Origin of the sequence: Mesorhizobium sp. C432A, from assembly GCF_030323145.1 — a bacterium.
Classification (GTDB): Bacteria; Pseudomonadota; Alphaproteobacteria; order Rhizobiales; family Rhizobiaceae; genus Mesorhizobium.
On record NZ_CP100470.1, the window covers coordinates 4809127 to 4823118 of the forward strand.

General features: G+C 63.2%; 10 protein-coding genes and 1 tRNA gene. 8 read left to right on the forward strand and 3 right to left on the reverse strand.

Annotated elements, in window-relative coordinates:
* Positions 1-108: 108 nt before the first annotated feature.
* Both NLY33_RS23600 and NLY33_RS23605 read right to left on the reverse strand, forming a co-directional pair.
* Positions 109-831 (reverse strand): RlmE family RNA methyltransferase, encoded by a 723-nt coding sequence (locus tag NLY33_RS23600; protein WP_023705807.1) that lies wholly within the window; start codon positions 829-831, stop codon positions 109-111.
* Complete coding sequence (locus tag NLY33_RS23605) at positions 828-2171, reverse strand: Ppx/GppA phosphatase family protein (RefSeq protein ID WP_023705806.1); 1344 nt, start codon at positions 2169-2171, stop codon at positions 828-830. The genes NLY33_RS23600 and NLY33_RS23605 overlap by 4 nt, the downstream gene beginning before the upstream one ends.
* A gap of 349 nt (positions 2172-2520) precedes the next feature.
* Between NLY33_RS23605 and NLY33_RS23610 the strand changes: the two genes are divergently transcribed.
* The 8 genes from NLY33_RS23610 to NLY33_RS23645 all read left to right on the forward strand — a co-directional run bounded on the left by NLY33_RS23610 (position 2521) and on the right by NLY33_RS23645 (position 12421).
* Positions 2521-3468 (forward strand): lysylphosphatidylglycerol synthase domain-containing protein, encoded by a 948-nt coding sequence (locus NLY33_RS23610; protein ID WP_023705805.1) that lies wholly within the window; start codon positions 2521-2523, stop codon positions 3466-3468.
* Positions 3469-3615: 147 nt separating this feature from the next.
* Positions 3616-3689, forward strand: a tRNA-Gln gene (locus NLY33_RS23615).
* Between the two features lie 9 nt (positions 3690-3698).
* On the forward strand, positions 3699-4325 hold the full coding sequence (locus tag NLY33_RS23620) for a hypothetical protein (protein WP_031196890.1): 627 nt from the start codon (positions 3699-3701) through the stop codon (positions 4323-4325).
* Between the two features lie 404 nt (positions 4326-4729).
* Positions 4730-5233: a hypothetical protein gene (locus tag NLY33_RS23625; RefSeq protein ID WP_023705804.1), complete on the forward strand. Its 504-nt coding sequence runs from the start codon at positions 4730-4732 to the stop codon at positions 5231-5233.
* 288 nt (positions 5234-5521) lie between these two features.
* Positions 5522-8863 carry a M10 family metallopeptidase C-terminal domain-containing protein gene (locus tag NLY33_RS23630; protein ID WP_023705803.1) on the forward strand — a complete coding sequence of 1114 codons (3342 nt, stop codon included), beginning with the start codon at positions 5522-5524 and terminating at the stop codon, positions 8861-8863.
* Between the two features lie 72 nt (positions 8864-8935).
* Complete coding sequence (locus NLY33_RS23635) at positions 8936-9343, forward strand: hypothetical protein (RefSeq protein WP_023705802.1); 408 nt, start codon at positions 8936-8938, stop codon at positions 9341-9343.
* Positions 9344-9377: 34 nt separating this feature from the next.
* Positions 9378-11114 carry a type I secretion system permease/ATPase gene (locus NLY33_RS23640; protein WP_023705801.1) on the forward strand — a complete coding sequence of 579 codons (1737 nt, stop codon included), beginning with the start codon at positions 9378-9380 and terminating at the stop codon, positions 11112-11114.
* A complete protein-coding gene (locus tag NLY33_RS23645; protein ID WP_023705800.1) occupies positions 11111-12421 on the forward strand; it encodes an HlyD family type I secretion periplasmic adaptor subunit in 1311 nt (436 codons plus the stop codon). Before NLY33_RS23640 ends, NLY33_RS23645 begins: the two co-directional genes overlap by 4 nt.
* Positions 12422-12484: 63 nt before the next feature.
* Here NLY33_RS23645 and NLY33_RS23650 read toward each other — a convergent pair whose 3' ends face one another.
* A complete protein-coding gene (locus NLY33_RS23650; protein ID WP_023705799.1) occupies positions 12485-13918 on the reverse strand; it encodes an aldehyde dehydrogenase family protein in 1434 nt (477 codons plus the stop codon).
* Positions 13919-13992: the final 74 nt, after the last annotated feature.

Here is a 13992-nt window from a genome sequence, read left to right on the forward strand (position 1 = left end):
CTTGATCGAAGGATGCAGCGGCACAGAATTCTGCAGCGTTTTCAACGCGTTAACGTCACGGCATGGATCCTAGGGTCTGCGCTGCGTCGCTTCGCTCCTTGCTTCGCCCTAGGATGACGATGCCACTGGTGGCTCTCTGCCCTTAAAATCCTTCGCCAGCAAATACAGTTCCACCGACTCATCCCGCGACGCCGGCGGCTTCACGTGGTGCACCGAGCGGAAGTTCTTCTTGAGCATCGACAGCAGCTCGTTTTCGGCGCCGCCTTGAAACGTCTTGGCCAAAAAGTGCCCGCCCGGCTTCAGCACCGACAGCGCGAAATCGGCGGCCACCTCGCACAGATGCATGGTGCGGATGTGGTCGGTTCGCTTGTGGCCGGTGGTCGGCGCGGCCATGTCGGACAACACGATATCGGGGTCGCCGCCCAGCGCCTCGGCGAGCTTTTGCGGCGCTTCCGGGTCGAGGAAATCCATCAGCAGCACCGGCGCACCCGGCACCGCATCCATTTCGAGATAGTCGATGCCGATGACATGTGGATTATCAGCCGTCGATTTCGTCCTCGCGGCCGCCACCTGGCACCAGCCGCCGGGGGCCGCACCGAGATCGATGACCTTCATGCCGGGTTTCAGCAGATGATGCTTGTCATCGATCTCGATCAGCTTGTAGGCCGCGCGCGAGCGATAGCCGTCGGCCTTGGAGCGCTGGACATAGGGATCATTGATGTGGCGCTGCAGCCAGCGGCGCGACGATTCCTTCAGGCCGCTCTTCTTCTTGATCCGCGTCTTGAGGACACGAATGCTGGCGGAGCCCGGCTTTTCCGGCTTCTTGGTCACTGTCGGCCTCGCCCACTGTTGCGCCAGACGCCGTCATCGGCCATCAGCTCGCTCAAAATGCCTTCGCGTAAGCCCCGGTCGGCGACGCGCAGCCGCTCCGACGGCCACACCGCACGGATGGCTTCCAGGATAGCACAGCCGGCCAGCACCAGGTCGGCACGGTCGGCGCCGATGCACGGGTTGGCGCAGCGCTGCTGGAAATCCCAGCCAACCAGTTTTTCGACCATGCGGTCGACGCTGTCGCGGTCCATCCACAGCCCATCGACGCGGCGGCGGTCGTAGCGTTCGAGATCGAGATGGACGCCGGCCAGCGTCGTCACCGTGCCGGATGTGCCCAGCAGATGGAATTTCGGACTGGCCAGCACATGGCTCAGCCGGTCGCGGCCGTCGAAGGACTTTAGCCGCACCGCGACATCATCGACCATGGCGGCAAAGATCTCGCGCGTCACCGTGCGGCCGCCAAAGCGCTCGGCCAGCGAGACAACGCCGACCGGCAGCGACGTCCACGACACGATATGGTTGGCCAGCCGCGGCGAGCGCTGGCCGATGAGGTCGATCAGCGCGATTTCGGACGAGCCACCGCCAATGTCGAACAGCACCACGCCTTGCGTGTCGCGCTCGACCAGCGAGCCGCAGCCGGATACAGCAAGCCGCGCCTCGGTCTGGCGATCGATGATTTCCAACTTCAACCCCGCCTCTCGTTCGACGCGCTGCAGGAATTCGACGCCATTATCGGCGGTGCGGCAAGCCTCGGTGGCGATCAGCCGGGCTTTCCTGATCTTGCGGTTGCGCAATTTGTCGCCGCAGATTTTCAGCGCCTCGACGGCGCGGTCCATCGCCGCCTGGCTAAGGTGCCCATTGGCGGTCAGCCCCTCGCCCAGCCTGACGATGCGCGAGAAGGCGTCGATGACGCGGAACTGGCCATGGCGTTGCGGCACCGCGACCAGCAGCCGGCAATTGTTGGTGCCGAGATCGAGCGCGGCAAACACCGGCAGTTCCTGCATCGGCGGCCGATGCATGGGCTGTTCCGGTCGGGGTTGTGGGGCCGAGGGCAAAGGCACGGGCGCTGGAGCGGCCGGGCCGACGGAGGCCGGCGCACCGACCGCCGCGGCCGTTGCGAGAGGGCTGTCGTCGCGCGCAAAAACCTTGCGCCCACGCCGGCGCTTGCGCCGCTTTCTCGCCTTGCCGCGCTGATGCTGGGCGTCGCCGGCCTGTCCGTTGCCGGACTGGGGCCCCGCCTGGCGGGGCCGCCCGGCGGATGGGCTTGGCCCGCCTGATGGCGGCGAAGCCCTGGACACGCCCACTTCCGGCGCGCCAGCGCCGGTGTCGTGGTCTTCCACTTCAGTTCCTTCCGGCGCCGCGCGAACCGGAAAACCGGACGCAGCAGGCGCTTCAATCTTTTAAGTTGCCGCCAGAGTAGCAGCGCCGGACCGGATCACCAAGAGCAAGGACTCAAATTTTGCCGGCTGCGTCCTGCCAGATCCCCGCTGCTTTGCAGCGTCCCGGCGTTCGCTAGCCTTTCATCTTGCCACTGGCACGACGAATTCGCCGTTGGCGAACCGGCTGCTCACCCTTGCCGGTTGAATAGCCGGCTTCAATGAGGCATTTCTGAAATGAGGGGGAATTGGTGAATCGCGGACGTTTTAACGCCCGCCTGGGCAATGGGCAGCAACACATGACGACAACTCCATGAATTGGGGGGCCACGAATTGGAAGCGCTATCTGTGGCCGGTCATCGGTGTCGCGGCGGTCATCGGGTCGCTGTTGTTGCTGTGGCATGAACTGCGCGGCATCTCGATCGACGATGTCTGGGACGGCATATCCGCCATCCCGACGCGCGGCTGGATGCTTGCGGCACTGAGCTCGGTGGTCGCCTATGCCTCGCTCGCCGGCTATGACCACATCGCGCTCTTGCATATCGGCAGACGAGTGTCGTGGCTGTTCGTCACCTTCTGCTCCTTCACCACCTACGCGCTGTCGCACAATATCGGCGGCTCGGTGTTTTCGGGCGCCGTGATCCGCTACCGCGCCTACGGCACCAGGGGGCTGACCGGCCAGGATGTCGGCATTCTGGTGGCGATCTGCTGGATCACCTTCGTGCTCTCCAGCATTCTGGTCGGCGGCCTGGTGCTGGTTTTCGAGCCTGCAATCATCGACCGCTTTTCCGGCGCCCCGCACCACGGCCTGGCGATCGCCGCCGGCATCGCTTTGCTGATCCTGGTCGGCGCCTACATCTTCGGCAGTTGGCTGCATCTGAAGCCGCTGAAAATCGCCGGCTTCCAGCTGCACTATCCGGCGCTGCCGATCGTGGCGCGGCAATTGCTGATCGGCCCGATCGAGCTTCTGGCAGCAGCGGCGATCATCTTCTTTGCCCTGCCCGTTGCCGGCAATCCCGGCTATTTCGCTATCCTCGGCGTGTTCCTGGTGTCGTTCTCGGTAGCGCAGATCTCGCACGCGCCGGGCGGGCTCGGCGTGTTCGAGGTCGTGTTCCTCGCCGGCCTGTCTGATATGGACCCGGTCGGCGTGCTGGCGGCACTTCTGGTGTTCCGGCTGTTCTACCTGATCATCCCGTTGCTGATCGCGCTCGGCGTGGTGCTGTTCTTCGAACATTCGCAATACAGCCGGACGGAGAGCTGAGGATCATTGGGTGCGGCGCGCCACCCGGGCGTAATTGCCCCTATGAAACGCTGTGATTGAAACGCAGCTTAGGCTTGACTATTTTCCGGCGCCGGCTACAAGGCACGCGCGGCTGCTTCGGCGGCCCACCAGCGCGACAGCGCCTGCTGGGGAATAGGTTAACGGTAGACCCACGGACTCTGACTCCGTTAGTCCTGGTTCGAATCCAGGTTCCCCAGCCAAGGCACGTCATGCCCACTGACAGCCAGTACATCCTCGAACGCATCCGCCAGGGATGCGTGGAGTTGTCCGATGACGAGTTCGCCATCGACAGGCTGGCAAAATATGTCGGCAACGGGAGAATCCGCTGGCATGTCGAGTTCCGTGGGCATCGCATCGAGCTGACAACCGGCCAGATCAAGAAGCAGCCTACCTTTCGCAGGAAAATCCTCGAACAGGCCGGCGTTCTGCCGCCGCAGCGTGCCGGGGCCGATTACCGGCGATGGGCACTCGATCTCAGGCGGAATGCCATCGAGCTTCCCTGGCGCGACAGGCCGGTCGATGCCGGTTTTGCCATCGACAGGCTGACCAGCCACGGCGATGGGCGCTGGACGGTGCAATATCAGGGCAAGGCGATAAAATTCACGACGACGAAACTGCGCCGGCAACTCAGTTTCCGCAAACGCATGCTGGCCAAGGCTAAGGTGCTGCCGCCGGAATTGGCCCCGCCTGCCTATCGCAAGTGGATGGACTCGCTCATGCAAAACGCCACAGAGGCGGTACCGCAGGCCGGCGAAGCTTCGGCGACGGAGAAGAGTTGGCTTGACGACCTGCCGGAGCTGGCCGGCTGGGAAGATGAAGCGCCGCCCGAGAATTGATTGGGTTCCAATGATCATGAAATCGGGCGATGCTTCTCCGGAACTGCGCGATTGGGCAGCGGACGTTCTGGGGATACATACCGATATCCAAATGCCGGCCAAAACCGCCCAGCGGTAACCCTCCCGCCAGGCCTGATATTTCCCCGGCAGGAACTTGGTCGCCGCCGAAGTCAGCGGCCGGCGCCGCTCATCAAGAGATTGCCTGAGGAGGCGCCGGCCAGGCGGGCATTGGGGTACCCGCCGACGCTACATTAGCATTAACGCATAGATTTGGTATGGCGCGAACGCGGAAGGGCGGCTGCCTTCACAGCAGCATTCCGCAATTTTTCCCAAGACCCCCAACCCGCAACGCTGCGATGGTTGGAACGCCCAGCGTTTCGGCGTGGCTTGCCCTGGAGACAATCATGACGACGTTTCTCGCCGCTCTCGCATCCGAAGGTCCCCCAGCCGACCGGGCGAAAGACATGGACCTGTATGGATGGTTGATTGGCAGTTGGGACATGGAGACGCTCCACCACCGCAACGACGGCACAATTCAGAAATGGGATGGCGAGTGTCACTTTGGTTGGGTGCTCGAAGGCCGCGCCATTCAGGACATCTGGATCAGGCCCAGGCGCCCTGCCCCGTCCACCATGTATGGCACGACCTTGCGCGTCTTCGATCCCGGGATCGGTGGCTGGCATATCATCTGGAGCGATCCGCCCAACCAGGATTACTCGCGCCAGATCGGGCGGGCCGAAGGCAAGGACATCGTCCAGATGGGCGCCGACTCGCGCGGCCTGCAGGCGCGGTGGCGGTTCACCGAGATCACCGCCGCCAGCTTTCACTGGATCGGCGAGGAGAGACGAGCGGAGAGCGACCCCTGGCGCGTGACATATGAGCATTTCGCGCGCCGAACGGGATCCTGAAGCACGCCTGTGCATTCAGCCCCTCGTGCCTACGGGCGAGGTACGACCATAGATTAGCGATAGCTCAATTAACACCAAACCAGGATCTCAAATCGCCGGTACAAGCGCGCCCAAGAACCTTCATATGTACTGAGCGCGAACTGACGCTAGACAAGTGAAAATTCCAATAGCATTGTTGGCACTGGGACGGGGCTCGACCGGCAAGCGCAGAGGATGCTTGTCGGTGGTTGGCAACTGCTAAACCGTACAGCCGTAATTGCCACGGCTGCGAGACCAAGGAGCCCAAGGATGCCGAACCCAAGCCAAACCAGCGATCAATGGTGGGTCAACGACCAGACGCCGGACAACCCGTACGGCAAAAGCGAAGATTACGGAGCCTTCCTCACCTATCTTGGAGCGCTGGACCGGTCGATAACGCCGGCGATCGCGGCGGGAACGCTGAGGATCAATGTCTCCGAGCTCAATGACCATCCCGAATACAAGGCCGCCGCGATCGGCGCCTTGCAGATGTGGGCCAGTGTCACCCCGTTGAAGTTCGAAATCGTCGACAATGCACCATACAACAGCGCAACGGACTGGATGCAGGTTGTCAGCCCCGAACTGGGCGAAGAGGACGACGGCAGCGCCTATTCCAACGACCGCTATGTCAGCATCGGCCAGCGTTTCCACGACACCGAGGTCAACAAGACGGATATTGGCGGCTATGTCTTCGATTCCTTCATCCATGAATTCGGTCATGAGTTCGGGCTGAACCACCCCGGGCTCTACAATTACAGCGGCCCAGGCGGCGTACAGATCAATTACCTGAACAATGCGACCTGGACCTACGACCGTCAGCAATACAGCGTCATGTCCTATTTCGACGGGATCGATGTCGGTGAAACCAGCCGCTGGTCGGCGTCAACGCCGATGATGGCCGACATCGAGGCTGTCATCCGCCGCTTTTTCTCCACCGTCGACGAGAACGGCGTGCGCACCTATCAGCATATCGATCTCAACACGGGCGACAACGTCTACGGCTTCGGCAGTGCCGTGGACGGCTACCGGCTGACCTCCTCGGGCATGCAGCACGATATCGGTTTTGTCATCCATGACACCGGAGGAACCGACACGATCGACTTCTCCGGCTCGACGGCCGGCACGATCCTCGATCTGCGCGCCGGGCAGTTCTCCAGCGTCAACGGCCATAGCAACAATGTGTCGATCTTTGCCGGGCACAACGCCGACGGCACGGACTATTACATCGAGAACGGCATCGGCAGCAGCTATGACGACGTCCTGATCGGCAATGACGGAGCCAACGTGCTGGATGGCCGCGGCGGCGGCGACCGCATGGCCGGCAATGGCGGCGACGACACCTACTTCGTCGATTCTCTCGACGACATCGTGCGCGAGGAAGCGAATGGCGGGAATGACACGGTCGTTCTGCTGAACCGGAACTTGAATATCCGGAAAATCGCCAACGTCGAACACATCATCTACGCCGACGAGTCGACACTCCAGCCTGGAGACGGCGGCACCGAAACCGCACCGACCATCGGCGACAACACGATGACCAGCGTCATCTTCGGCGACAATGGCAACAATACGCTCGACGGCGGCGCCGGCGACGACACGATCTTCGGTCAGGGCGGCGATGATCTCATCATCGGCGGCCGCGACTCGCTCGCCAGCCGCGACATCAACAACACCATCGATGTCGCCGACCTTCCAGACCAGACCGAGAGCGACGACGGCAATGACACGCTCTATGGCGGCCGCGGCAACGATACGATCCTCGGCGGCCAGGGCAACGACATCCTCGACGGCGGCGACGGCGACGATACGCTGAGCGGCCAAGATGGCGTCGATATATTCAGGGGCGGCGCCGGCGTCGACACGGTAGACTTCAGCAAGGAGAGCCCCTTCCAACTGCTCGTCAACCTCGAGACGAACGTTGCCAATGGCGGCACCGCCACCGGCGACACCTTCTACAGCATCGAAAACCTGATCGGCTCCGATGACCGCATCGACCGTTTCATCGGTACGTCGGCGGCAAATCATTTCTGGGGCCGGGGCGGCGGCGACTATTTCAACGGCGGCGGCGGCAACGACATACTGGATGGCGGCAATGACGGCGACATCCTGTACGGTGAAGCCGGCAACGACACGATCATCGGCGGCGCCGGCCAGGACTATCTGGATGGCGGCGCCGGCATTGATACGGTCGTCTACGAAGGCAGTTCCGCCGGCGTGACGATCGACCTCGCCAATGGCACGGCCAATGGCGGCGACGGCGATGGCCCGGTGCAGATCGTCGGGCGCGGCACCGTTATCCGGCACGACATCCTGGTCGGCTTCGAAAACGCCGTCGGGTCGTTCTTCGACGACCATCTCATCGGCAACGCCCAGGCCAACAAACTTTCCGGCGGCGCCGGCAACGACACGCTGACCGGCGGTGGCGGCGCCGATATATTGAATGGCGGCGCCGGCAGCGACACGGCGGACTACGCCGACGCGGCCAGCGGGCAAAACCTCAAACTGGGTGGCGGCAAATCCGGCGGCGACACCTATATCTCGATCGAAAATCTGGCTGGCTCGGGCTTCAACGATCACCTGACCGGCGATGGCGCGGCCAATGTGCTGACCGGCCAGGGCGGCGCCGACAAGATCGACGGCGGCGGCGGCGATGACACCCTGCTCGGCGATTTCGCCTATCAGGGCGATGCTCCGCCACGCCCGGGCATGGGCACCGGCTACGCCACGCTCGGACCGGACGCGACCAACAATTCGGTCTCGACCGCCTTCGACATCTCGAACAACTTCTCGCTGACCGCCGACCCCGACATCTTCGATTCGACGACCACCCTTCACACCACCGTAAATGCCACCGGAAACGGCTTGGGCGGATATTACAGCATCAACCTGGCGGCCGGCACGATCATCACCATCGACATCGATGGCATTGCCGACCCCAATGTCCATGACAGCATCGTCAGGGTGCTGGACAGCGATGGCAATATCGTCGCCCAGAACGACGATGGCGGCAACGACCCCGGCTCCAACAACGGCCGCGATTCGAGCACCAGCTTCATCGTTCAGGAAACCGGAACCTACTATATTGTGGAGGGCGAATGGTCGGACTCGGCTCCTGGCGATGGCTGGGTCGAATCCGTGCCGGAGGGCTCGACTTACAAGCTGAACGTGTCGGTCGAATTCCCGCCGGCACCAGCTCAGCCGGGCGTTACGGGCGCCGATACGCTCAACGGCGGCGGCGGCAGCGACCTTTTGGATGGCGGGCTGGCTGCCGATACGCTGACCGGCGGCGCCGGCGACGACTATTTCCGCTTCTCGACAGAACTCGGGAACGGCAATATCGACTGGATCAAGGACTTCAAGGTCGCCGACGATACGATCCTGCTGGACAACCTCATCTTTGCCAGCGTTGGCGGCGACGGCGCCCTCGCCCTGGGCTCATTCTACAAGAGCGCAGCCGGCGCTGCTCATGATGCCGACGACCGCATCATCTACGACACCGACAGTGGAATATTGTCTTACGACGCCGATGGTTCCGGACAGGGAGCGGCCGTTCAGTTTGCACACCTGAACACAAATCTGGATCTTTCGGCTGCAGACTTCATTGTCATCTAACGCGTTGCCGGGAGGGGTGCCGTCAGGCTCTCCTCCCGCATACCCCAGCGCAGTGAAAAGGGAGAGGACGCGATGACCGACCGCCGCACAGTGTTAATGGCCGCCGGAGTTGCGGCAGTCGCCGCGGCCACCGGGGCGGCGGCAGCGCAATCGCCAGATATTCGCGCAACCGATATTCGCGGCGCCGTCACCTTTGTGGGCGGCAAGTCTATCCCGGAAGGTCATCTCGAGATCTATCTCGATGATCCCGCCATCCACGACAGTGGGCGACGCCGCGCCGCCAAAACCAGCCTCAAGAGCGAGGGCGGCTCAAAGACGATAGAATTTTCCTTGCCCCTGCCCGCAAGCTCGACCGCTTCACCAACGCTGCAGGTCATTGCGCGCCTGGAGCGTGCGGACGGCTGGCTGGTGGCGCGGGGCAGCGCGCAGTTCCAGGCCGGCCTGCCCGTCCATGTCACACTCAAGGCAGTTATCTATTGAAGGGCGAGATGCCATATCCTGATTGCGAGCCTGCATGCAGCTGACGCCATCGACGCCGCTTACGCTGGTCGGAATCCTGGCGTCCTTTCGACGTGCGTTTTCGGGCATCGTCCTGATGAGCGGGGTCGTCAACGTGCTGACCCTGACCGGCTCGTTCTTCATGCTGCAAGTCTATGACCGCGTCGTTCCGGGTCGCAGCGTGCCGACGCTGGTCGGCCTGGCGGTGCTTGCGGGAACATTGTTCGTGTTTCAGGGCGTGCTGGAGTTGATCCGCTCTCGCCTCATGGTTCGGCTGGGACAGGGGCTGGACGCAAAGCTGAGCCCGTCGGTCTATTCGGCGCTGATGCGCCTGCCGCTGCGCGCCAAGCCTTCCGGCGACGGGCTGCAACCCCTACGGGATCTCGATCAGGTCCGCTCCTTTATCGGCAGTGCCGGACCGACCGCTTTGTTCGACCTGCCATGGATGCCGCTCTACATCGGCATCTGTTTCATTTTTCATTTCTGGATCGGCGTTACCGCGCTTGCCGGCGCCGTTGTCCTGTTTGCACTGACGCTTCTGGCCGAATTCCGGACCCGCGGCCCGACAAGGATCGCCGGACAGCACGCGGCCGTTCGCAGCACGTTGGCCGAGGCGACAAGGCGCAATGCCGAAGCCATGCAGGCCATGGGTTTTGGCGGGCGTATCGCGGAGCGGTGGTCTGCCGTCAATGCCGAGTACCTGAACGCCCATGCGGCGGCCAGCGATGTCGCGGGAACGCTTGGCACGATTTCCAAGATCCTGCGGTTGATGCTGCAATCGGCAATGCTGGCGATCGGCGCTTATCTGGTCATCAAGCAAGAGGCGACCGGCGGCATCATGATCGCAAGCTCGATCATGATGGGCAGGGCGCTGGCTCCGATCGAACTGGCGATAGCGCATTGGAAGGGTTTCATTTCGGCGCGGCAAAGCTGGGCACGCCTGAAGCAGCTTCTGTCCGCGCTGCCGGAAGGCGCAACCGGCGTGACCCTGCCCGCGCCTGTCAGCGCGCTGGCGGTCGAGAATGTCAGTGTCGCGCCGCCGGGCGAACGCACGCCGGTGGTGTGGGATGCAAGTTTTTCACTGGCCAAGGGAGCAGGCCTGGGGGTCATCGGCCCGAGTGCTTCCGGCAAATCATCGCTGGTGCGTACGCTTGCAGGTGTCTGGCTGCCGGCGCGCGGCGCCGTGCGGCTGGACGGAGCGACGCTTGACCAGTGGCCGGCCGACGAGTTGGGCAAACATATCGGCTACCTGCCGCAGGATGTGCAGTTGTTCGACGGCACGATTGCGCAGAACATCGCCCGCTTCGACCCGGATGCGTCATCCGACATGGTGCTTGCGGCAGCCAAGGCCGCCGGCGTGCATGATCTCGTCGTGCATCTGGCCGACGGTTACGACACGAAGGTTGGCGAAGCCGGCGCCTCGCTGTCGGCGGGGCAACGGCAGCGTGTCGCCCTTGCCCGCTCTCTCTATGGCGATCCGTTCATGGTCATCCTGGACGAGCCGAATTCCAATCTCGACTCGGAGGGTGAAGTGGCCTTGTCCGCAGCGATCCAGGGCATCAGGGACCGCGGCGGCATCGTTATCGTCGTCGCGCACCGGTCCAGTGTGCTGGCCAATGTCGATACGGTGCTGGTGATGGCCAATGGCCATGTGCAGGCCTTCGGTCCGAAGGACGAGGTGCTGAACAAGGTCTTCCGATCGGCAGCGCCGCTCAAGGTCGTTGCCGCCACGGAGCGAGGCGTTCCGGCATGAGCGAGGACAGAAGCGCTTTGCATCACCGGCAGGTCCGCCGCTATCTCGTGGCTGGCGTTGCTACCTGTCTGCTGCTTGTCGGAGGTGTTGGCGGCCTGGCGGCAGTGACCAAGATGTCGGGTGCGGTGATCGCAGCTGGCCGGCTGGTGGTCGATTCCAATGTAAAGAAGGTTCAGCATCCGACGGGCGGCGTGGTCGGCGAGATCAGGGTGCGTGAAGGCGACCGGGTCAAGGCGGGCGATATTCTGGTGCGGCTGGACGAGACGACAACGCGCGCCAATCTGGCGATCGTCTCAAAAGGTCTGGATGAGTTTTATGCACGGTTGGCGCGCCTGGAGGCGGAGCGTGACGGCAAGGACACGATCAGCTTTCCGGACGTTTTAACATCGCGGCGCGACGAAGCCGGTGTCGCCGCATCGATGGCCGGAGAACAATCGCTGTTCGATTTCCGGCACCAGGCGCGATCCGGCCAGCGATCTCAATTGCGCGAACGGATCGCCCAGTTGACGCAGGAGACCGCCGGCCTGACCGAGCAGCGGCAGGCGAAACGCCGCGAGATCGAGCTGATAGGGATCGAGCTGGAAGGGGTGCGGTCGCTCTGGCGTCGCAAGCTGATAGGGATCGAGCGGATGACGGCGCTGGAACGGGACGCGGTGCGGCTCGAAGGCGAGCATGGCCAGTTGACCGCCGGAATTGCCCAGGTGAAAGGCAAGGCGTCCGAGATCGAACTGCAGATTATCCAGATCGACCAGGACCTTCGCAGCGAGGTCGCAACCGACTTACGCGAAACCCAAGGGAAGATCTCCGAGTTCGTCGAACGCAAGGTGGCGGCCGAGGACCAGTTGAAGCGCATCGATCTGCGCAGCCCGCAGGATGGCGTGGTGCTGCAGTTGGCCGTGCATACGATCGGCGGGGTGATCACCCCCGGCGAACAGGTGATGCAGATCGTACCGGTGACGGACGACCTGACCGTTGAAGCGCATATCGCACCGCAGGATATCGACCAGGTGACGATGGGCCAGAATGCGATTTTGCGCCTGTCGGCCTTCAATCGGCAAACCACGCCGGAGCTGACCGGGACGCTGTCGCGGATCTCGGCGGATCTCACCATCGAAGAGCGCACCGGAGCAGCCTTCTATGTGGCGCGGGTGACGCTGCCCAAAACCGAGGTCGCCAAGCTGCGCGGGCTGGCGCTGGCGCCAGGCATGCCGGCCGAAGTGTTCTTCCCGACGGGCGACCGGACGATGCTTTCCTATCTGGTGAAGCCGCTGTCGGATCAGATCCAGAAAGCTTTCCGGGAAGAGTGAAGCCGCACCTTTGAGAGCTGAAGCCTCGGGACCGGCTGGTTGCCGGTCCCCAAGGGGTAGCCCCTACTCCGCTGCCTTATACCCCGCGATGCCCTTGATCTCGAGGAAATCCTCCAGCCCGTATTCGGCGTATTCGCGGCCGTTGCCGGATTGCTTGTAGCCGCCGAATGGCAGGCCGGCGTCCCATTGCGGATAGTTGATGTAGACAGTGCCGGTGCGCATGCGGGCGGCGACTTCGCGGGCCTTCTCGATATCCTTGGCCTGGATGTAGGACGCCAGCCCATAGACAGTGTCGTTGGCGGTGCCGATCGCCTCTTCCACTGTGTCGTAAGGCATGATCGCCAGCACCGGCCCGAAGATTTCCTCGCGCGCGATGCGCATGTCTGATGTGACGTCGGCGAACACGGTGGGGCGGACATAGTAGCCGCGGTTGAGCTCGGCCGGACGCCCCGGTCCACCCGCGACCAGCGTGGCGCCTTCATCTATGCCGGCCTGGATCAGGTCCTGGATCTTGTCGAACTGGATCTGGCTGACCACCGGGCCGAGCTTGGTGCCGGCCGCATCGGCCGGGCCGACGGTCAATTTTTCGGCCGCCGTCTTGGCGTAGCCGGTCGCCTCGTCATGGCGGTCGCGCGGCACGAACATGCGGGTCGGCGCGTTGCAGGACTGGCCCGAGTTGCTGAAGCAGCCGGCGACGCCCTTGCTGACGGCCTTTTCGAGATCGACATCGGGAAACAGGATGTTGGCCGACTTGCCGCCGAGTTCCTGATGCACGCGCTTGACCGTGTCGGCGGCCGCCTTGGCGACCAGGATGCCGGCGCGGGTCGACCCGGTGAACGACATCATGTCGACATCGGGATGGCTGGACAGCGCCTGGCCGACGCCCGGGCCGTCGCCGTTGACCAGGTTGAAGACGCCCTTGGGAACGCCTGCCTCGTCGATGATTTCGGCAAAGATGATGGCGTCGAGCGGGGCGATTTCCGAGGGCTTCAGAACCATGGTGCAGCCGGCGGCAAGGGCGGGGCCGACCTTGCAGGTGATCTGGTTCAGCGGCCAGTTCCACGGCGTGATCAGGCCGACGACCCCGATCGGCTCCTTGACGATCAGCGACGAGCCCTTGACGTGGCGGAATTCGAACGACTTCAGCACCTCGGCCATCTTCCGCAGATGTGCCAGGCCAATGCCGACCTGGCTGTCGAGTGCCATCTGGCGCGGCGCGCCCATCTCGCGCGATACGGCCAGCGCCAGATCGGCGCTGCGCTTCTTGTAGACCTCGATTATGCGGTTGAGGATATCGAGGCGCTCCTCGACCGAAGTGAAGCCGAATGTCTCGAAGGCGCGCTTGGCGGCCGCAACCGCCTTGTCGACATCGGCCTTTGAGCCGAGCGAAATCTGCGCGAAAGCATCTTCGTTTGACGGGTCGATGACGTCGAGTGTGCTGGGCACGACAGGATCGACCCACACGCCGTCGATATAGAACTGCAGATTGTGTGACACGGGCTTCTCCTCGGGGGATTTCTGAATTGATGGGGGCGATCGCCAGATCGTCGTATCGGGGATAACGATGGGGC

Excerpts from the sequence above, each read along its gene's own strand:
- NLY33_RS23625 (WP_023705804.1), top strand. The coding sequence starts at position 4,730 with ATGACGACGTTTCTCGCCGCTCTCGCATCCGAAGGTCCCCCAGCCGAC.
- NLY33_RS23610 (WP_023705805.1), top strand. The coding sequence starts at position 2,521 with ATGAATTGGGGGGCCACGAATTGGAAGCGCTATCTGTGGCCGGTCATC.
- NLY33_RS23635 (WP_023705802.1), top strand. The coding sequence starts at position 8,936 with ATGACCGACCGCCGCACAGTGTTAATGGCCGCCGGAGTTGCGGCAGTC.
- NLY33_RS23630 (WP_023705803.1), top strand. The coding sequence starts at position 5,522 with ATGCCGAACCCAAGCCAAACCAGCGATCAATGGTGGGTCAACGACCAG.
- NLY33_RS23645 (WP_023705800.1), top strand. The coding sequence starts at position 11,111 with ATGAGCGAGGACAGAAGCGCTTTGCATCACCGGCAGGTCCGCCGCTAT.
- NLY33_RS23620 (WP_031196890.1), top strand. The coding sequence starts at position 3,699 with ATGCCCACTGACAGCCAGTACATCCTCGAACGCATCCGCCAGGGATGC.
- NLY33_RS23640 (WP_023705801.1), top strand. The coding sequence starts at position 9,378 with ATGCAGCTGACGCCATCGACGCCGCTTACGCTGGTCGGAATCCTGGCG.